Annotated in this window: 17 protein-coding genes and 1 pseudogene; 7 read left to right on the top strand and 11 right to left on the bottom strand. The window is 60.5% G+C overall.

Annotation, left to right across the window (positions count from 1 at the left end; genetic code table 11):
* Positions 1-38: 38 nt before the first annotated feature.
* From ACSQ26_RS05615 to ACSQ26_RS05585, 7 genes are all read right to left on the bottom strand, one after another.
* A complete protein-coding gene (locus ACSQ26_RS05615) occupies positions 39-1229 on the bottom strand; it encodes an NAD(P)/FAD-dependent oxidoreductase (RefSeq protein ID WP_436007097.1) in 1191 nt (396 codons plus the stop codon).
* On the bottom strand, positions 1226-2473 hold the full coding sequence (locus ACSQ26_RS05610) for a hypothetical protein (RefSeq protein WP_436007095.1): 1248 nt from the start codon (positions 2471-2473) through the stop codon (positions 1226-1228). Before ACSQ26_RS05610 ends, ACSQ26_RS05615 begins: the two co-directional genes overlap by 4 nt.
* 26 nt (positions 2474-2499) lie before the next feature.
* A complete protein-coding gene (locus tag ACSQ26_RS05605) occupies positions 2500-3792 on the bottom strand; it encodes a hypothetical protein (RefSeq protein ID WP_436007093.1) in 1293 nt (430 codons plus the stop codon).
* 5 nt (positions 3793-3797) lie between these two features.
* On the bottom strand, positions 3798-5495 hold the full coding sequence (locus ACSQ26_RS05600) for an Hsp70 family protein (protein WP_436007091.1): 1698 nt from the start codon (positions 5493-5495) through the stop codon (positions 3798-3800).
* 88 nt (positions 5496-5583) lie between these two features.
* Complete coding sequence (locus ACSQ26_RS05595; protein WP_436007089.1) at positions 5584-6342, bottom strand: N-acetylmuramoyl-L-alanine amidase; 759 nt, start codon at positions 6340-6342, stop codon at positions 5584-5586.
* On the bottom strand, positions 6339-7049 hold the full coding sequence (locus ACSQ26_RS05590) for a TerB family tellurite resistance protein (RefSeq protein WP_436015111.1): 711 nt from the start codon (positions 7047-7049) through the stop codon (positions 6339-6341). Before ACSQ26_RS05590 ends, ACSQ26_RS05595 begins: the two co-directional genes overlap by 4 nt.
* 214 nt (positions 7050-7263) lie before the next feature.
* Positions 7264-7470: a hypothetical protein gene (locus ACSQ26_RS05585; RefSeq protein WP_436007087.1), complete on the bottom strand. Its 207-nt coding sequence runs from the start codon at positions 7468-7470 to the stop codon at positions 7264-7266.
* A 326-nt stretch (positions 7471-7796) separates the two neighbouring features.
* Here ACSQ26_RS05585 and ACSQ26_RS05580 point away from each other — a divergent pair, with 326 nt between their 5' ends.
* Together ACSQ26_RS05580 and ACSQ26_RS05575 are read left to right on the top strand one after the other, a co-directional pair.
* Positions 7797-9008, top strand: coding sequence for a pyrophosphate--fructose-6-phosphate 1-phosphotransferase (locus ACSQ26_RS05580; RefSeq protein ID WP_436007085.1), 1212 nt, complete (start codon positions 7797-7799; stop codon positions 9006-9008).
* Between the two features lie 785 nt (positions 9009-9793).
* Positions 9794-10132: pseudogene (locus ACSQ26_RS05575) on the top strand (transglycosylase SLT domain-containing protein); the annotation flags it as partial.
* Positions 10133-10148: 16 nt separating this feature from the next.
* Here ACSQ26_RS05575 and ACSQ26_RS05570 read toward each other — a convergent pair.
* Together ACSQ26_RS05570 and ACSQ26_RS05565 are read right to left on the bottom strand one after the other, a co-directional pair.
* Complete coding sequence (locus ACSQ26_RS05570; protein WP_436007083.1) at positions 10149-11555, bottom strand: serine hydrolase domain-containing protein; 1407 nt, start codon at positions 11553-11555, stop codon at positions 10149-10151.
* Between the two features lie 109 nt (positions 11556-11664).
* The gene (locus ACSQ26_RS05565) at positions 11665-13083 is read right to left on the bottom strand and encodes a putative bifunctional diguanylate cyclase/phosphodiesterase (protein ID WP_436007081.1); all 1419 of its coding nucleotides are present in this window, start codon (positions 13081-13083) and stop codon (positions 11665-11667) included.
* Between the two features lie 335 nt (positions 13084-13418).
* Between ACSQ26_RS05565 and ACSQ26_RS05560 the strand changes: the two genes are divergently transcribed.
* The 4 genes from ACSQ26_RS05560 (at position 13419) to ACSQ26_RS05545 (ending at position 17606) form a co-directional block, all read left to right on the top strand.
* Positions 13419-14666 (top strand): DUF3419 family protein, encoded by a 1248-nt coding sequence (locus tag ACSQ26_RS05560; protein WP_436007079.1) that lies wholly within the window; start codon positions 13419-13421, stop codon positions 14664-14666.
* A complete protein-coding gene (locus tag ACSQ26_RS05555; RefSeq protein WP_436007076.1) occupies positions 14663-15322 on the top strand; it encodes a class I SAM-dependent methyltransferase in 660 nt (219 codons plus the stop codon). Before ACSQ26_RS05560 ends, ACSQ26_RS05555 begins: the two co-directional genes overlap by 4 nt.
* A 174-nt stretch (positions 15323-15496) precedes the next feature.
* A complete protein-coding gene (locus ACSQ26_RS05550) occupies positions 15497-16282 on the top strand; it encodes a glycoside hydrolase family 25 protein (RefSeq protein WP_436007074.1) in 786 nt (261 codons plus the stop codon).
* 115 nt (positions 16283-16397) lie between these two features.
* Positions 16398-17606, top strand: a complete 1209-nt coding sequence (locus ACSQ26_RS05545; RefSeq protein WP_436007072.1) for a lytic murein transglycosylase — start codon at positions 16398-16400, stop codon at positions 17604-17606.
* Positions 17607-18102: 496 nt separating this feature from the next.
* On the opposite strand, the gene metF is transcribed toward ACSQ26_RS05545, so the two are convergent.
* A complete protein-coding gene (gene metF, locus ACSQ26_RS05540) occupies positions 18103-19002 on the bottom strand; it encodes a methylenetetrahydrofolate reductase [NAD(P)H] (protein ID WP_436007071.1) in 900 nt (299 codons plus the stop codon).
* Between the two features lies 1 nt (position 19003).
* The gene (locus ACSQ26_RS05535; RefSeq protein WP_436007069.1) at positions 19004-20017 is read right to left on the bottom strand and encodes an ArsR/SmtB family transcription factor; all 1014 of its coding nucleotides are present in this window, start codon (positions 20015-20017) and stop codon (positions 19004-19006) included.
* A 244-nt stretch (positions 20018-20261) separates the two neighbouring features.
* Between ACSQ26_RS05535 and ACSQ26_RS05530 the strand changes: the two genes are divergently transcribed.
* A complete protein-coding gene (locus tag ACSQ26_RS05530; protein ID WP_436007067.1) occupies positions 20262-20498 on the top strand; it encodes a hypothetical protein in 237 nt (78 codons plus the stop codon).
* The last annotated feature ends 61 nt before the right edge of the window (positions 20499-20559 follow it).

Below are 20559 nucleotides of genomic sequence, written 5' to 3'. Positions count from 1 at the left end.
TGACCTGGAAGGGAAGCCGAGGCGGCCAAAATAAACAATCAGAGGAACTGCGGCGTGAAATCCGCGCGATAGGCCTGGTCGATGATGCGGCCATGGAGCAGCAATTCCGCGCCCAGCCTGCCGATCTCGTCTGAACTCTTGGCCGCAGCACCGCAGCCGCCCGCCATGACGGCAATCGATGGCGCCGACGTCCAGCCGATCGCCGGATATCCAGTCGGGGTATAGGAGGTGACGCAGGAGCTCGTATGGATCGATGCGACCTTCAGGTCAGGCACCAGCGCGTTCATGTTGGCGATGAGATGCCCACGCGTATCGGCATCGCCCTCGGTCCGGAACCAGGCACGGACGTCGCTCTCCTCGAGCAAGGGAATATCGACCGGATCGCCACCGATCTTGAGATAGAACCTGCCATCGGGATAGCGGATCGGCGGCAGCATATAGATGCCTAGCATCACGTCCTCGCGCTTGGAAATCAGCGCCGGCATGGCAGCGAGGCGCGCGGCCTCCTCCGCATCGACCTCGAAGAACGCGACGGTCCGGCCATAGACGGTCAGGTCGAGCCGTTCCGGCAGCAATCCCGGCCGGTTGGTGAAGCCGCCGGTGGCGACCAGCACCTTTGCCGCCGTCATCGTGGCGCCGCCCACCGTGACGATCTCGACATGACCGTCGCGCTGATGGATCGCCGCGACCTCCTCGCGGATCACGGCACCACCGGCAAGTTCCGTCAACTTGGTTTGCGCGGCAACGAGGTTCCTGGCGCTGATATGGCCCGCATGCGTGGCCTCGAACACCGCATCCGAACCAGCGGGGAAATTGAAATAGGGAAATGTCGCCCTCAACCCCTCGTCATCGAAATCGACAGTCGCGACGCCTAGCTTGGCCGCACTCTGCCTGACATCGGCCATATGTTCCTGGGCACGACCGGTCGTTAGGCCGGCCACCAGGCAGCCTTTCTCACCGAAGAAGGTCACGCCACTCCGCGCCTCGATGTCGCGATAGCGCGCGATCGAGCGATTGGCGAGCCGCGCCCAGTTCTCGTCGGGATCGATGGTCCGGGTAATGCGGCCCTCGTCGTAATGGCTGCCGAAGACGCCGGGATGCGGCGCCTTGACCTCCGGCTCATCAGGCCCGATCAGCGCCATGCCCGGCACCTGCTCAGCCAGATGGCGGGCGGCAGCCGATCCGGTCATGCCCCGTCCGACGATGGCGAATTGGAATTGGGGGGTCATTGAGGCTCCAGCGGAAATGATTCAAAGATTTGCCCGAAGAACATGACGGATACAAACAATATGACAACCACCAATGGAGGCGTCAGCCAATTCCAGTTAGGTCGACCCCATGCTGCGATATTGGTTTGCAACCACGCCGAACTGCGCCCTTGGTGGCGTGCGTTTTCCGCCAGGTTGCGTAGCTGGAGCAGTCGAAGCCTTCGCCACGTGAAAACCAGACCGATGGCGACCATGCCATACAAGTAGATGAACAGCAGCGGGCTGAGGTGATGTATCACACCATTGACGCTCAAGGCGCGCGCGACGACGAACCCTATCATCGACCCCCCGGCTACATAGGCGAAAATGTTCAACCGGTGATGGATCGCGAAGATAACCGGCGCCACGAGCGCCAAGAGCGAGAAATTCATCTGATAGTGCCCCTCACGACGACATTCGTCGTAGTAGGACAACATCCTCTTGTCGTGACCAAATGCCATATGTACCAGCACTTCGGATGGAAAATCCGGATCGTCTGGCCACTTCTGTGTAGCGAAAGCCGAATCTCGGCCGCTCGCAAGCGTCAGTGCGTTCACGATATCCCTAAGGTCATCGTGACCGAGATATTCGAGCAACACCCTGTCGTTCTCAAGAAAATTAAACCGGCGCTCGAATTCGCCCAGAATTGAATGATATCGGCCGAGCGGACTGCCAACTTTTGATGCCGGATTTATCTGCCACGTAGCAAGGTCGGGAATCGACGCGCCGCTGCGCCTGAGGTCGGACAGAAGGCGTTTCAGCGTTTCGCGCATCAGGTGCCGATATTGTTCGAAGCTGGATCCTTCGATGGCATCGAAAACGGTGAACCAGTTACTGCTAAGGCCGTCGTCGGTGGAGGCGTGATCGACATTTCGGAAGAGCGCTTCGATCGAGACCGCCCTCTCCTCGCCGTCGATCCCCAACTCGGGCACTGGTGTCAAGAGCACTACGGAATCCGACGTCACTTGCTTGCCGCCTGCACGCAATCCGACCGCCCCATCCTTCTCGGCGCTCTTAACGTCGAGGGAGCCGGATGAGGTCGATGTCGCGTTGGGTTTCGGACGCTTGCTTGAACTACGAACACGACCTTGTTTGCCCAAGCGCAGCGCCAGATCACGCGCTTCGAGCAGTTCCTGGAACGCCGCAGCATCCTCATCCGGCCGCGTAATCTTGAGCCTTGCCGCATAGGCCTGTCGAATTGCCCGCTCATCATCCGAGGGCTCCATCCCAAGCACTGTCCACGGATACCCGCTCACCGGAAATACGCCCTCGCCGCAGCCATCAAGATCATCACGGCCACACCGGCCGCGATACCGGCGCGACTCGGCTGCCCCCAGATACGCAACTTCTCCACGATCTCGCTCGAACCGAAGCCCTTCGCCGTCAGCTTCCTTGCCTGCTGCCCCAGCGCATGCAGCCTGATCCGCCGCCAGTTGAATGCGAACGCAAAGGCAACGATCAGGTAGACCGGCAGCGCCAGCTTCCCGACCGCGACCTCGCCGCCTCGTTTCCAGATGACGTGAACAAGGTCATTCGCGGCCGACAGGATGACGACAAGCGCGGCCCCCCCGTAGAGACGGTAATAGAGAGCGAAAGGCAGTGGGAAGAGCAATCCCAGCCAGGAGAACGCCCTCGGAAAGCTGTCCTTCTCACGCGCGGCCTGATAATAGGCGCGCATCTTCTCGTCCCACGCCCAGGCGGCCTGCACATAAGCGGAATTGACGGTCTCGACGTTGATCTCACGCAAATTCAACGGCTTCTCGATGCGGGCACGCCCGACCGCCAAGGTCAACGCCTTGATGAATTCGTGCGCATCCGCGTCATCGAGATAGTCGAACAGCACGGTGTCGTGACGCAGAAAATCGAAGCGGGACTCGAAATCCGCGAGAATGTCGCGATAGGAGCCGAGAAATCGCTTGCCGTCGATGCTGGGATCGACCTCCCAGTTAGAGATGTCGGGCAGTTCGCCGACCGCACGGGCAAGATCCGCGGAGAACTTGTTGACAACCCGCCACATCGCCTCGGGATAATCGGCAAGCCTGGCACGTTCGAGAGCGTCGAAGACATCCACCCACTGCGCCTTGAGGTCACGCCAGGGATGAGACTTGCCGACCGCATCGAGGAGATCCTCGATATCAGGCTCGGGCTCCTCCTCCGCAATTCCACTCGGCAGAGGCAATTCGGATGCATCCACATAGCCGATGTCCTCATCCGATCCGCCGGAGCGCGTTTCGCGAAGCTCCGGGTTCCCCGCGTGCGCCTCGACCAGCACAGGTGGCGTGTCGGGAGCCAAGCGCTCGGGCACTGCAGGGGCCGTGACCGCCTCAGTCGTTTGCTCGTGAAGCTGCTGCTCCACGTCGGCACGCTGCGGCATGAAACGGCTGCGATCCAGCGCAAGATCGCGTGCCTCCACCAGTGCCTGGAAGCCGGTGGCATCCTCGTCCGGCCGTGTGACCTTCAGCCTCGCCGCATAGGCGCGGCGGATCGCCTTGCCGTCGCCGGTCGGGGCGATGCCGAGGATGGACCAGGGATAATCGAGGTCCATCGTGCTCAACTCTGCGTGAAGACGAATCTGTCGAATCGGTCGAGAAACTCGCGGAACTCCCGGCGCGCGCGGTCGAGATTGGCCTCGCGTTGATCGTCGATGACCGCATTGAATTGCAAGAGACCATCGGCGATCGTCTCACGCTCCTCATCGAGCGCTTCCGCATAGAGCCGTTCGGCGCGTGCGATCAACGCCTTGTTCTCGGCCTGGTCGCGTGGGGCGAGCTTGATCGCGGCGAGTTCGGCGAACCGCTTCGAAAGCTCGACTTCGCTCATGCCGGAACTGTTGGCAAAAACCGCCTTGAAGACCTGCATGGTGGAGGTCACGGTTGCCTCGACCTCAAGCGCGCCGTTGAGGTCGTAGGTAAAGCGCACATCGACCGATTGCTTGCCGGCCGGCCCCGGCGGCACCTTCACCATCAGGCTGCCGATCATCACATTGTGTTCGGGCTTCAGGTTTTCGCCCTGAAACACGCGCAGATCGATCATCGACTGATTGTTCTCGACGGTGGTGTAGCTCTCGACACGGCTGATCGGCACCGTGGCGTTACGCTGGATGATCGGCGACACGACATCCTCGCGCCGACCATCCGGACGCTCGCGGCTGATGCCGATACCGAGCGTGAACGGGCAGACATCGGTCAGCAGCACATCCTCGACCGCTGCGGAGCGCGCCTTGAGCGCGGCCCGGATCACCGCGCCCTGGGCGACCACCTCGTCGGGGTTGATGTTGACGAAGGGCAACTTGCCGAAGAGGCGCGCCACCATCTGGCGGATCGCGGGCATCCGCGTGGCGCCGCCGACGAGCACCACGGCATCGAGTTCATCCGGCGCGATCGTCGAATCCCTCAGCGCCCGTTCAAGCGGCTGACGTAGGCGGCGGAAGAGATCGACGCATTCGGTCTCGAACTCCTCGCGCGTGACGTTGCCCTCAAGCGTGCTGCTCGAAAGCGCAATACGATAATCGACGCCCGGCCGCGCCGAAAGTTCGGCCTTCACTGCCTCGGCGGCACGGATCAGCCGCGCGAGATCGATGTTCGACAGCGTAGCGGTATCGACCTTGCTCTTGCGGCAGAGAAGCCGCGCGAGCGTGTCGGTGAAATCGTCACCGCCGAGGAAATTGTCACCGGCCGAAGCGCGGATCTCGAAGACGCCGTCATATTTGTGCATGACCGAAACGTCGAACGTGCCGCCGCCGAGGTCGAAGACGAGGAACTGTCCCTCCTCCTGTGCCTCCAGTCCATAGGCAAGGACGGCGGCCGTGGGCTCGTTGACGAGACGTTCGACCTTCAATCCGGCGAGTTGCGCGGCGTGGATCGTGGCCTTGCGCTGCATGTCGTTGAAATAGGCGGGGCACGAGATGACGACCTCCTCCACCGTGCCGCCGTGCCGGGCCTGGAAATCATCCACCAGCGAGCGCAGGACGAAGGACGAAAGGTCTTCGGCGCGATAACTCTTTGTGCCAAGTTTGACGACGCGATCGCTGCCCATCCAGCGCTTGAAGGACATTACGGCATTGTCGGGATCGACGAGTGCCATTTCGCGCGCGCCGGCGCCGACGACGATCTCGCCCGCCTTGTTCACGGCGACCGCCGACGGTGTCAGGAAACTGTCATGGGCATTCCTGACAAGGCGCGCCTTGCCATCTTCGAATACGCCGATAAGGGAATTTGTAGTGCCAAGATCTATGCCGAGAATTGCCATTCTAAATCCGGAAACGCCTGCCAATCTGCAAAGGATACGGCAGATCACTACCGGCATTCGCAGTCGGCGACAATAACAACTTGGACTATCAGGACGAAGGCAAAGCCTTCAGCAATCGGTGCAGCGTATCGATCGTCGAAAAGTCGGCGATCCCGTCGACCCGTTCGGGGCGGAAATGGCGTTGGAAGGCGTCGACGTCGCCGTGTGTCCGGTCGCAGAATTCGCCGCTGACCGGCGTGTTGTAGCCGTAGAGTGCCAGCATGGCCTGCAGCGCCTCGACGGGTGGGCCGCTGTCACCGCGCTGGAAGAACCTGCCGCCGGTGACCGCGGCGGGCTCCACCCAGTGGCCGACGCCAGCCTCAGCCAGTCTGTTCCATGGGAACTTCTCGCCCGGGTCGACCTTGCGTATCGGCGCAACGTCGGAATGACCGAGCACACGTTCCGGCGGGATGCTCCAGCGCTGAATGATGCCGCGACAGAGCCTTATCACCGCTGCGATCTGCACATCGGGGAAATCCGGCAACCCGCCGGGATGGCCGGCATTGGCGATCTCGATGCCGATCGAGGCGGAGTTGATGTCGCTCTCGCCTTTCCAGAAGCTCCTGCCGGCGTGCCACGCGCGGCCGGTCTCCGGCACAAGCTGCACGATACGGCCATCCTCGAAGACGAAGTAATGCGAGGAGACCTGGCTCTCTTCCCGCGTCAGCCAGTCGAGCGCGCCTTGCGCGCTTTCCATCCCGGTATAGTGGAGCAGCAGGATATCAGGACTGCGCCCGTCTCTGCGCTCGCTATGGTTCGGCGAGATGATGACTTCGGCGCCTGGATGATCCGGCTCAAATGCGCTCATGCGGCGCGGAGCTCTCTTTCGATCGCGGCATAGGCATCGTTGAAGCGTGCCATCCGGTCGTTGGCGATCACGTGGAAGCCCGCAGGGAGGCCACGCGCCGTCAGCCGGTCGGGATGATGCTCGCGCACCAGGCTGATATAATGCTGGCGGATGGTCGGGAAGTCGTCGTGCCTGGAAACGCCGAGCACCTTATAGGGGTCGCGGCCGCCGACATGGACATGGCGCGCCGTGATGCGCTCGAAATGTTCCTCGGAAACGCGGAAGATCGATGCGATCGCGGCGAGGAAGACCATCTCGTTCTCATGCACCGCGCCATCGGCCTTGGCGATATGGAACAGGCCGTCGAGCACGTTTTCCAGCATCGGGCAATTCTCGCCGCCCATGCTGCAAAGCCCTGACAGCTTCTCCGCGTAGGCCTGGTAGCCCGCAACATCCTGCTTTGCGAGATTATAAAGCCGCGCAACATTGCGCGCCTCGGACTCGGGAAAGCGGAAGATTTCCCGGAAGGCGTCGATCTCGTGTTCGGTGACGATGCCGTCGGCCTTCGCCATCTTGGCGGAGAGCGCGATGATGGCAACCGAAAACGCCACCTTGCGGCGGGTTTCAGGATCACCTTCGAATATAGTTCGGATAGCCTCGACCAGACCAGAGAGGACATTCGTGGCGGTCTCGGTCACGGCATTGAGCAGTTTTTCCCAGAAGGACATATGGACCGGCTTTCGTATCATTCCGGTTTCAAGGACCGGAACGGTATGAGGTTGAACAATTATGCCGGTAAATGCAAGGCAAGGCGAGCATGAAATTTTCGTAATGCGGCATCGCCGGAGGATTGGTTTCCGCCGACACGCCGTTAGCCGGAATAGGAATGGGCCCGGGAGCGTCGGCTTCCGGGCCCTTCACAAAATTCAGCCACTCACCGGATCAGGGGCAGATGCGCTTCTTGGTGATCACGGTCTTGTTGGCCTTGTAGACCTTGACGGTCTTGTAATAGCACGGCTGGCGGATCACGACCTTCTTCACCACGGGAACCCGCGGCTTCACGACGATCTTGAGGGTATCCGCAGATGCCGGGCCGAAAGAGAATGCTGCTGCACAGACGACGGCGACAGCGATAATCGTCTTCTTCATTTGTATCTCCTGGTTCAGGCGCTCGGCCTAATGGGGGTATCTGAACGCAAAACAGATTTGTCGGTCGAGAAGTTCCCTCAAAAACGAATCTCCCGCCTTTGCTCTTAGAAAAACGCCGACCGAGGTGCAAGCGTTGCGACTGCCTAGCGCCGATCGGTTAACAGTCGGTTAACCATAACCTCGCCGTGCCCTGGTTAAGCTTTTCTCGGTCCGAATCCGCAACCCGATGATGGAGAGTTTCATGATTTCTTCACTTTACTAATGCGATCGGCTATTTCATCCATTCGCCCGCGAATGGGTTCACAGCGCCTGGAGGATTTTCGATCATGGCAAAACAAAAAGCCGCCCTGCTGACCGCCGGGGGTCTCGCCCCGTGTCTCTCTTCCGCCGTCGGCGGTCTGATCGGACGATACAGCGACGTCGCGCCGGATGTGGAGATCATCGCCTACCGATCGGGCTATCAGGGCGTGCTGCTCGGCGACTCGATTTCGATCACCAGGGACATGCGCGAAAAGTCCCACCTCCTCCACAGGCATGGCGGCTCGCCGATCGGCAACAGCCGCGTTAAGCTGACCAATGTCGCCGATTGCATCAAGCGCGGACTGGTCAAGGAAGGCCAGAACCCGCTGCGCGTCGCTGCCGAGCAGTTGACCAAGGATGGCGTCACCATTCTCCATACGATCGGCGGTGACGACACCAATACGACGGCGGCGGATCTCGCGGCCTATCTCGGCGCCAATGGCTACAGCCTCACGGTCGTCGGCCTGCCGAAGACAGTGGACAACGACATCGTGCCGATCAAGCAATCGCTCGGCGCCTGGACTGCGGCGGAGGTCGGCGCAAACTTCTTCGACAATGTGTCGAACGAACAGAGCGCCGCGCCGAAGACGCTTGTCGTGCATGAAGTCATGGGCCGACATTGCGGTTGGCTGACGGCGGCAACCGCCAAGGCCTATATGGAGAAGACCCGCGGCAACCAGTATGTCGACGGCTTGATGATGAATGCGGACCTCAAGAGCATCGACGGCATCTACCTTCCCGAGATCGACTTCAATTTCGAGGAAGAAGGCGAGCGCCTGAAGAAGGTCATGAAGGACCACAGCTTCGTCACCGTCTTCGTGTCGGAAGGTGCCGGTCTCGATGCGATCGTCGCCGAGCGCGAGGCTTCGGGCGAACAGGTCAAGCGCGATGCCTTCGGCCATGTGAAGATCGACACGATCAATGTCGGCAACTGGTTCTCGAAGAATCTCGGCGGACTGATCGGCGCCGAACGCGCCATGGTGCAGAAGTCGGGCTACTATGCCCGCTCGGCGCCCGCCAATTCCGACGACCTCAGACTCATCCAGGGCATGGTCGATCTGGCGGTCGATAGCGCGCTCAATCGGGTTTCCGGCGTCACCGGCCATGACGAGGACAAGGGCGGCAAACTCAGGACGATAGAATTCGAACGCATCGCCGGCGGCAAGCATTTCGACACCTCGGCCGCCTGGTTCGGCGAGGTCATGGCCAATGTGGGACAGAGCTGGAAGCCCCTCTGAAGGCCACTCGATCGCCGTGCAATGCCGCATTTCCAACGGATTCTTACCGGAAGTACAGCTTCCGGTAAGCTTTCATTAACCAACTGTATTCATAAAGTTTAAACTATTGGCGGCCGCCATGCCGCCAATACCCTGCCTCGCAATGCCACATTTTGCGCCCACCACGGGTTGTAAAATGACTTTTTCTGGGTTGCCGCATAAAAGTTAATGAGGTATCAGGGCGTAACGATTTGTGAAGACATACCTGCGCGGTTGGCGGACTGCAGGCAAACACGGACGGAAAAATGCGGCAAAAACTGAAGCTGGCTACGCGGGTAGGTCTGGTCACCGGAGCCATGGTTCTGGTTGCCTCCTGTAGCACGGCTCCCGTTTATTCCGTTGTGCCCCAGTCCAAGCCTTCGCAAGAAGAGATCGCCATGCTGACGCAGTTGCAGGCAACCGATACCACCGCACTCGCCAGCGCGGACAGTGCTCCCCTTCAGGTTCAGCCAGCCGATATGGCAACCGACCGCTCGGTGGCGATGGCCTATGCGATCCCGCAGCAGAAGCCGCTGGTCGCCAATGATGCCGCCGCTGCGATCGAGAATAACGTCGTGGCGCTTGACCAGACCAAGAAGCCGAAAACCCGCAACATCGAGCTTGCTTCCGCCGATCCGGCGCTGCTGCAGATGCAGCCGGTCGCCCAGGAACCGGCAGTCCTCAATTCCACCACCACGGCCATGGTCGAAGTGCAGCCCAAGACGCGCAGCCTCGATCCCTTCGTGACCTCGACCAAGAATGCCAATCTCAATCAGCTGATCACGAAATACGCCGCACTTTATGAAGTGCCCGAATACCTCGTGCATCACGTCGTCCGCCGCGAGAGCAACTACAATCCGGCAGCCGTCCATAGCGGCAACTGGGGCCTGATGCAGATCCGCTACAACACGGCCAAGGGCATGGGCTACGTAGGCACACCGAACGGCCTGCTGGACGCGGAAACCAACTTGAAATACGCCGTGAAATATCTGCGCGGCGCGTGGATCGTTGCCGGCAAGGACGGGAAGAAGGCCGACTGGCTCTATCGCACCGGCTACTACTACCAGGCCAAGGCCAAGGGCCTGCTCGACGAAGCCGGGCTGTAGTAAGTCTCCCCTTTCCCTATTGAGGAATGACGCCCGGATCTGGCTCCGGGTCCGGCACCGGGATTCTCGCTGCCTCCACGATCTTTTCCAAGAGCGCCTGCGGCCGGTATTTCAGCTTGGACGGTGTCAGGCCCAGCCGTACCACCACCAGATTTTCCGACGGCACGATTGCGAGCGATTGACCGTCATGACCGACCGCCCAATAGGTGTCAGCCGGGATGTTGAACGTCTCGCCCTGGCGATCGCCGGATGCGAGTTTCCAGGCCAACGCGCCGGTATAGACGCCGCCCGAGACATTCGTGGCCGTGCCGACGCGATCGGCAAAATCGGCGGGCAACACCTGCTGGCCGTTCCAGTCACCCTTGTTGGCGAGTAGCAATCCGAACCGTGCCCAGTCGCGCGCGGTCGCATACATCAGCGAGCCGCCTGAGAACGTGCCGGCTTCGTCGGCCTCCATGATTGCACTCGTCATGCCGATCGGCCCGAACAGCGCCTTGCGCGGATAGGCGAGCGCTTCCCTTTGATCTGTAAAGGTGCTCATCCAGAGCCGCGTGAGGAGCACCGCCGACCCGGTCGTGTATTCGAATTTGGTGCCCGGCTGCATTTCCAGCGGCTTGGATTCGACGAACTTTGCCTGGTCTGGCTCGAGGAAAAGCATCCGCGTGACGTCGTTGACGTCGCCATAGGTCTCTTCCAGATCGAGCCCGCTCTGCATGGCCAGGAGATCGCTCACCTTGATCTTCGCCCGATCGTCGGTCCATCCGGCAAAGAGCTTGTCCTGATCGTAGGCAAGCTTGCCCTCGGCGATTCGGGACGCGACCAGAGCCGCCGTTACGGTCTTGGTCATAGACCAGCCCATCAGCGGCGTATCGGCATCGAAACCCTCGCCATAGCGCTCGGCGATGATCCGGCCATCCTTGACCACGACGATCGCCCGCATGTCAGGCCCGGCCAGTGTCTCATCAGCGATGATGGCTTTGACCCCATCGCTCGTCGGACGGCTGACCTGGTCGCCGAGCGGCCATTCGAGATCGGAGAGATCCGTCGACGGCACTTCGGCAAGCGCTACCTTTCGCGCGGCGTCGATGTTACCATCGGCCACCACGGCGCATCCGAGACCCGGTCGGCTGAGCGCGGTCTGTTCAGCGACGAAGCCGAAGACCTTGGCCGTGACGTGATCGTCCTCGCGCGCCACCGACACATATTTGAGCAGCGGATGACCGGGCGCCTGCACATCGTCAGCGAGAACTTCTTGCGGGTCACGGCTGGCGATGAAGACGTTGGAACAGACGATCTTGGCGGCATAGGCCGTGCCGACGCGAAGCAGTTCCGGCGGCAGGAAATAGAGCCAGCCCAGGGCAACGACCACCGCGGCGGCGACAAGAAGCCCGAGCCATTTCAAGATCCTGCCGATAATGCGCATGCCGCCGCTCCTTCTTGTTTTTGTTTTTATTAGCTGACGGGACGTAGAAATGCGACGAGGAGGAAGTGCAAAAAGCACTTCCTCCCCTGATCTTTGGGGATATTAGGGATCAGGCACTGATGCGTAGGGGCCCGCTCAGGTCGTCGTTACCTGGCCTTGCGACCATGGCAATCACAGTATTGGCCGGAACCGGCCGGGAGATCAGATAGCCCTGGACATCGCCCGCGCCGAGCGCGCGGACGAGTTCGAGCTGGTCTTCGTTTTCGATGCCCTCTATCGTCGTCCGGACGTTGAAGATCCGGCCAAGCTTGAGGATGATATCCACCAGTTCGGTCTCGCGCCCGCCGCTAAGCACGTCCTTGGTGAAAGACCGGTCGACCTTGAGACGATCGACGGGGAATTCCTTGAGATGATTGATCGAGGAGAAGCCGACACCGAAATCGTCGATTGCCACCAGCACGCCGATATCGCGCAGTTCGGCAAGGCCCTTGCGGACAATGGCGATATCGACGGTGAAAATCGACTCGGTGATCTCGATCGTCAGCCGGGACGGCTCAAAGGCATGGATTTCCAGTGCCGTGCGGATATGGTCCGTGAAATGCGGATCCCGGAATTCGTCGCCGGTAACATTGACCGCGACGCCGATGGTCTGCGGCCAGCGGCTCGCATCCTCGATGGCGCGACCGACGACGAACTTGCCGAGCGCCATGATATGACCCGACCGTTCGGCGATCGACAGGAAATCCTCAGGCGTCAGCACGCCGCGAACAGGGTGCTTCCAGCGCACAAGCGCTTCGAAGGCCCTCAGCTCACGCGACGAGGCGCTGACGATGGGCTGGTATTCCAGGAAGAATTCGCCACGGACCAGGCCGCCAGCGATCTCCTGCTCCACCCGCATGCGCTCCAGCATGTCCTCGGCGAGCGGTGCGCTGTGGAAGATGTGGGAAGAACCGGAGATTTCCTTGGCGGCGTAGAGTGCCAGATCGGCACGCTTCATGACGTCGGCCATGGCAAGATCACTGTCTTCCATGAACGAGATGCCGACGGAGACGCCGATGATGGCCTTGCCTGACTTCAGCTCGAATGGAGCGCTGACCTCGGTGTGGATCGACCGGCACAACCTCTCGACGTCGGCTTCGTCAGGCGAACCGGCAATACTGATGACGAATTCGTCGCCACCAAGGCGGAAGAGCCGCGCCAGGGGGCCGAGGGAACTGACAATCCGTTGCGAGAATATGCAGAGCAGCTCGTCGCCCGCGTCGTGCCCGAGCGTATCGTTGACATGCTTGAACTTGTCGAGGTCGAGCAGCATCACGGCGGGCCGCAAACGGCCCTTGGCGCGGGCAGAGACGTAGTCGAGTATCTCTTTCTCGAGTGCCATCCGGTTGGGCAGGCCGGTCAGCCTGTCATGCAGCGACAGATGCAGCAGGCGCCGCTCAACCTTCTCACGTACCCTGAGCTTCTCGAGGAGATCCGCCTTGACGAAACCGAACCAGTAAAACGCAATGCTCGCGAAAAGGGGCGTCACGAACAAAAGCGCATGAAACGGATCGTCAAGGCGGAATTGGACCTGTAGACTCCGGTCCGCGAGTACGGTTTCGGACAGCAGTCCGAAAATGGGTAAAAGAGTTCCCAGTGCCAGGCCAACGATTGCATATCGTTGGGCGATTCCTGGCAGAAAAGCTCGTAACATCATGTTAGCCGCTCCTGCGATATGACTTCACGCTAATCGGCAATCCTTAATTTTTCCTTGTTCGATTCTGGATCAGTTGCGGAACTTCCGGTTTACTCCACAGGAACTGTCATCAAAGCTTCGTTGAATCATAATATTGCCCGCTCGAACGCAATTTTCGGGAGACTGGCATGGCTGAGACGGTGCGCAGGAAGAGATTCGGTCTGGACGAGCGGCTCAAGGGCGCGCTTCTGCAGCACAAGCCACTCAGCTTCGACGGCGTTTCGGAACGGCTTTTCGGCCTGATGTTCTCGGGCCTCGTCTACCCCCAGATCTGGGAAGATCCGGAGGTCGATCTCACGGCCATGCAGTTGGAGGCTCATCATCGGGTTGCGACGATCGCATCGGGCGGCTGCAACATGCTGACCTACCTCGCCGAGGGGCCCGCATCGATCGACGTGGCCGATCTCAATGCCAGCCACATCGCGCTCAACCGGCTGAAGATCGCGGCCTTCGCGCATCTGCCGAGCCATCCTGACGTGATGCGCTTCTTCGGCATCGCCAACGAGCCGGCCAACAGCAAGGCCTATTTCAAGTTCATCGCGCCGCATCTCGATTTTGCCAGCCGCCGCTATTGGGAAAAACGCCGCCTGAACGGCAAGAAGCGCATCGATGTGTTCAACGGCAATTTCTACCGCACGGGGTTGCTGGGCCGCTTCATCGGCGCGAGCCACATGGCCGCCCGCTTCTACGGCATCGATCTGGCCGAATTGATGGAAGCGCGGACGCTGGAAGAGCAGCGGGAATTCTTCGACCGCAAGATCGCACCGGTCTTCGATCGCAAGGTCGTCCGTTGGATCACGGCGCGCAAAAGCTCGCTCTTCGGCCTCGGCATTCCGCCGCGCCAGTTCGATGAACTCGCGAGCCTGACCGAAGAGAAGACGCTGGCCGGCGTGCTGCGCGAGCGGGTGGAAAAGCTCGCCTGCCACTTCCCGCTCAACGACAACTACTTTGCCTGGCAGGCATTCGCCCGCCGCTATCCGACGCCGGAGGAAGGCAAGCTTCCGCCCTATCTCGCGCTCGCCAATTACCAGCCGATCAGGCAGAATGTCGATCGCGTCACGATGCATCACGCCGATTTCGGTGCCATGCTCGGCGCCAAGGCGGACCAGTCGATGGACCGTTACGTGCTGCTCGACGCCCAGGATTGGATGACCGACGACCAACTGAACAATCTCTGGCGCGAGATCACCCGGACGGCGCGCACAGGCGCACGCGTGATCTTCCGCACCGCCGCCGAAAAAAGCATCATCGCGGGCCGGCTCGCACCCGACATCGAGGGGCGCTGGACCTATCTGCGCGATCGCTCGGTCGAACTCAACCGGATGGACCGCTCGGCGATCTATGGCGGCTTCCACATCTATGAGCTCGCGCCATGAATGACGCCTCGCTTCTGGACGGCAACGGGCATTCACGGCTGATGGACCGGGTCTACCGTCGTCAGCGGCATTTCTACGATGTCACCCGAAAATACTATCTTCTCGGCCGCGACCGGCTGATCCTCGGGCTCGACCTCTCGAACGGCCAGAGCCTGCTCGAAGTCGGCTGCGGCACGGGCCGCAATCTGGCGGTCGCCGCAAATCATTATCCCGACGCGCGGCTTTTCGGTCTCGACATATCCGCCGAAATGCTCGCAACGGCGCGCAAGAATCTCTCCGGCCAACCGACCGAACCGGTATTGAAACGTCTCGATGCCACGAACTTCTCACCCGCCGATCTGGGCGTGCAGGGCTTCGACTGCATCATGATTTCCTATGCGCTGTCGATGATCCCGGAATGGGAAAAAACGGTGGCCGCATCGCTCACGGCACTCAACCCCGGCGGCTCGCTCCACATCGCCGATTTCGGCCAGCAGGAGCGCCTGCCGCGATGGTTCGGCGGGTTGCTGCGTGGCTGGCTGAAGCAATTCCACGTCACGCCGCGCGCCGATTTCGAATCGGTATTGCGCGCGGCAATCGAGGGTGGTCCCTACTCGCTCACCTTCATCCAGCACGCTCGCGGCTATGCCTGGTTGGCGATAATCCGGCGCAATTGATCGAAAATTGCCATCCGGGAGCGTCACGCAAGGCTTCTGTGCCAAATTCCGCTTGAAACTAACCCATTTTTTACGATGATATGGAACAACGGAGGTTCAGGCTTCCGAAAACAGGCATTGCGACAGGTGCGCGGGCTCAGGAGGCAATGTTTGTTGCGTATCCCAGGGGGAACAATGCGGTTCATCGCACTGGCTGTCCTGCCTCTGCTTTTGGCGTTGGCATCATGCTCGACCACGGAATATGACCTGGTCGAGACCTCATCCATTTCCCCCAAATTCAAAGACGGCGATCCCCAAGATTTCGGCAAGGTCACACCGCAGCATCATCCGATCCATGGCGTCGACGTTTCGAAATGGAATGGCGACATCGACTGGGTGGCAGCGCGCGATTCCGGCGTTTCCTTCGTCTTCATCAAGGCGACCGAGGGCAAGGACCGCGTCGACAACAAGTTCGGCGACAACTGGCGCGGCGCCAAGGCGGCCAGAATGCCCTATGCACCCTATCACTTCTATTATTTCTGCTCGACGGCCGACCAACAGGCCGACTGGTTCATCCAGAACGTGCCGAAGAGCGCGGTCTATCTGCCTCCCGTCCTGGACGTCGAGTGGAACGGCACGTCCAAGACCTGCAAATATCGTCCGTCGAAGGTCACGGCCGTCTACGAACTCAAGAAGTTCATGGACCGCCTCGAGGCGTATTACGGCAAGCGGCCGATCATCTATACATCGGTGGATTTCCACCGCGATATCCTGGTCGGCGAGTTCAACGATTACCATTTCTGGCTCCGCGCGGTGGCGGAGCATCCCTCGAAAGTCTATGATCGTGACCGCTGGGCCTTCTGGCAATACACATCGACCGGCAACATTCCCGGGATCAAGGGCGACACGGATATCAACGTCTTTGCCGGCTCGCGCAAGAATTGGCAGAACTGGTTGAAGTCCTCATCTGCGGGTAGCTGAGCGCGCATGAATATGTGCGCCCAAACCCTGACATAAGGCGCAACGAAGACTTGCATCTGCCGCAATCTTCTGGAAAAGCTTGCTCGCCCGTAAAGCCAATTCCGGAAGGTCTTCCATGCTGCGATCGACAGCCGCTACCGCCCTGTTCGCCCTTGCTCTTCTTGCCTCCCCCGCAGCTCATGCCCGGACCCAGCCCCCGGCTGAAAAACCCGCCTGCGGAGGCGATCTCGGTGCGTTTCTGGAAGGCGTCAAGGCCGAGGCCATGGCGCTAGGCGTTCCGGCATCCGCCGCCGACGAGGCGCTTGCCGGCGCCCGGATCGACAAGAAGGTTCTCAGCCGCGATCGCGGCCAGGGCGTGTTCCGCCAGACCTTCCTCGAATTCTCCAAGCGCACCGTCAGTCAGGCGCGGCTCGACATCGGCCGGCAGAAAATCAAGGAATATGCGGATACCTTCGCCAGGGCGGAAGCCGAATATGGCGTGCCCGCACCCGTGATCACCGCCTTCTGGGCCATGGAAACCGATTTCGGCGCCGTGCAGGGCGATTTCAGCACCCGCGACGCACTTGTTTCGCTGGCGCATGATTGTCGCCGGCCGGAATTGTTCCGCCCGCAGCTGATCGCACTCATCGAAATGGTGCAGCATGGCGACCTCAATCCCCAGGCCAGCGTGGGCGCTTGGGCCGGCGAGATCGGTCAGGTGCAGATGCAGCCGAAGGACATCATCAAGTTCGGCACCGATGGCAATGGCGACGGGCACGTGAACCTGAAGGACAGCGAAGAGGACGTGATCCTCACCGCCGCCCGCTTCATCCAGAACCTCGGCTTCAATCGCGGCGAACCATGGATCCAGGAAGTGACGATACCCGACGGCTTGCCCTACGAGAAAACCGGCTTGGGCGGCCCCCTCACCGCAGCGGAATGGTTTGCCCTCGGCGTGGCCCCACGCGACGGCAATACCAGCTTCGGCCATCTCAAGGCATCGCTCACACTGCCGCAGGGCCGCAAGGGTCCGGCCTTCCTCACATATCCGAATTTCGGCATCTACCTCGAATGGAACCAGTCGTTCATCTACACGACATCGGCTGCCTATTTCGCTACCCGGCTCGCCGGCGCTGCGCCCTACGACAAGGGCAATCCCGAGGCTGGGCTTTCCCCCGATGAAATGAAGGTGCTGCAGGAAAAGCTGCAGGCGCTGGGTCATGATGTCGGCAAGATCGACGGCATCCTGGGTGGCGGGACACGCGTCGCGATCCAGAAGGAACAGCAGCGGCTCGGCCTGCCGGCCGACGGCTGGGCGACGCAAGCGCTACTCGGCGCGCTCTGAGTCGTGAATTTGGATTTCGCATGCGGCCGCGACTAACTGACGGCAGGCGCGTCGCCAGAATCAAGAAATTGCGCCCGGGTTCAAAAACTTGATCTATGTCAGGTCGACTGCCGTTAAGTGAGGCGGCAAAACATTAACCACGGAGCCCTCGTGGTAAAAAAACATCTATCGGGCAAAAGCGCAAAAAATTCATGCCATTGGGCTGTCGCCTGTCATCATTTTTCCACAATCGCGCTGCGGCGCAGCATAGAAACCGCTTTTCATTGGTTAAGAAATGTCCCTAATATCCCTCGTCAACACTGAACGAGGAGGCCATCATGGGGCTTACAAATTCCTTCAATGCCGTGTTGGTGGGCGCAGCCTTCGCCTTTGTGGCGCTGATGTTATTCATCTGATGGCTGCATGATCCGGAGCGTTCAGCGTCCGGAAACGAATTCAAGAAAAGGGCGTCGGCCACTCCCGGCGCCCTTTTTGTTTGTCTCCACTAATATTCTCTTCAAGCCGCCTGGCTAGCTACCCGTGCCGAATTGCGGGAAAAGCCAGAAAGCTCCAACACGGACGAGACCAGCGGCGAGCGGTTCATCGTGTAGAAGTGGAACTCATTGATCCCCATGGCCTTAAGGCCCTCGACCTGGCGGGCGGCGAGCTCGGCGGCGCGCTTTGCCCTTTCCTCGGGCTGCTCTTCGAACGCCGCAAGGGCGTCGTCGACGAAGCCCGGCACAGTCGCACCACAAAGCCTTGCGAAGCGCTTGACCTGCGCCAGATTCTGGATCGGCAGGATGCCCGGCACGACAGGAATGGTGATGCCGGCGGCGCCCACACGATCGAGATAGCGCGCAAAATCGTCATTATCGAAGAAGAACTGCGTCAGCGCCCTCGTTGCGCCGTTATCGGCCTTCTGCTTGAGCATGTCGATATCGGCAGCATTATCCCGGCTTTCGGGATGTTTTTCAGGATAGGCCGAAACCGAAATCTCCAGACCGCCCAGCGCGCTGAGACCAGCGGTCAACTCGGCGCCATTGGCATAGCCGCCGGGAAACGGCGTATAGGCCGTGCCGATGCCGCCATGCGGATCGCCGCGTAGCGCCACGAAATGGCGGACACCGGCGGCACGGAACTCCGCCACCGTCGCATGCACCTCTTCCCGCGTCGCCCCGACGCAGGTCAGGTGCGACGCCGCGGCCAGCCCCGCCTCGTTGATCATCCGCGACACGGCGTCGAGCGTGGTATCACGGGTGCTGCCCCCTGCCCCATAGGTCACCGACACGAAATCCGGATTCCAGATCTTCAATTCCTCCACGGCCTTCCAAAGTTGGACTTCCATCTCGTCGCTCTTGGGCGGGAAGAACTCGAACGAGAGCCGGGGACGGTTTGCCTTGGTGTCTTGTCCCTGCATCTCAGACTCTCCTGCTGGCAATTTTCGGCGCCGGCTGCTCGTCGGCCATCTCGATACGGCGATCACGCGCCAGCCAGATTGTCACTGTCAGTGCCTCCGCTCCGCTTTCCGGTTCGAGGTCCCGCGTCTTGACGACCTCGAGCCCGGCCTGTTCGAGCCAGTCGGCCATCATCTGATGTGAAAACCCAAGGCGCGCATGCAAGTGCTCACCGCGCAGTGAATCGATGCCGTGTGGGGCGAAATCGACAATCACCAGCCTGCCGCCCGGCCGGACCATGCGGGCTGCTTCCGATATGGCGAGGTGCGGATCCTCGAGGTAATGCAGCACCTGGTGGATGGTGACGAGGTCATAGCCGCCGTTTTCCAGCGGCAGGTTGAAAATGTCACCCTGCCGGATCGAAGCCTTGGAAATGCCGGATTTCTCCAGATTGGCGCGCGCCACGGCCAGCATTTCACGGCTGGCATCGATACCCATGCCGTGGCGGTAGATGCCCTCGAAAAGCTGCAGCAGGCGCCCGGTGCCGGTGCCGAGATCGAGGAGCGAATCCACCGGTTGGTCGCCGACCATGTCGCGCAGCGCCGTCTCGACCTTTTCCTCGCTGATATGCAGCTTGCGGATATTGTCCCAGCCCACCGCGTTGCGGCTGAAATAGGCCATCGCCTTTTCGGCGCGCGCAGCGCGAACCTGGGCGAGGCGGCCCTGATCGCGGGTGATGACCGCGTCGGCATGCGACGCTTCCTCGACGAGCTTACGCGCAAGACCGGCAGCTTCGCCCTCGCGCCTCAGGCGGAACCAGGCCCAGGCACCCTCCTGATAGCGCTCGATGAGACCGGCTTCCGAGAGAAGCTTGAGATGGCGGGAAATGCGCGGCTGCGACTGGCTCAGAATTTCCGTGAGGTCGCTGACGGTCAGGTCGCCGGAGGAGAGAAGCACGAGGAGCCGCATCCGGGTCGGCTCGGCCGATGCCTTGAGGATATCGACCAGTTTGTTCAACGAGAAACCCGGCTTTACCATTACGTCTCATCCAATCAAGATATAAAGATATCTTTATATGACGAAGGGTGAAGACGCAAGCGGAAAATAGATTGCCGCTTTCAGTACAGGAGTAAAGGGCGCGGAAGTCCTGTTCCCGTGGAAACAGCGGCGTCGGCGGGGATGTGGGAAAACATCATCAACGGATGAGAGACATCATCCACAAAGAAACGAAGAAGACTGCACCCAGCACTTCAACCCAACAGAACCCACAAGGACAACCATCATGAAAAAGTTCATCATCGGCGGCCTCGCCGCCCTCGTCGCCACCGTCTCGCTCGCTGCCACCGCTGAAGCCGGCTGGCGTCATCGTCATCACGGCTGGCACAACCGCCATCATTGGGGCGTGGTCGTCGTATCCCCGCGCTACCACGACTATGACGACTACTGCTTCGTCAAGAAGATCAAGCGCTACGACGATTGGGGCAATGTCTACATCAAGAAGGTCCGCATCTGCGATTGATCTGATGACCTGATCCGATGACATCAGGTGCCTGAGGTTCTCCTCCCGCCCAGGCACCGAA

Origin of the sequence: Rhizobium sp. LjRoot254, assembly GCF_964254105.1 — a bacterium.
Lineage (GTDB): Bacteria > Pseudomonadota > Alphaproteobacteria > Rhizobiales > Rhizobiaceae > Rhizobium_E.
This window is presented reverse-complemented; position numbering and strand designations above follow the sequence as displayed.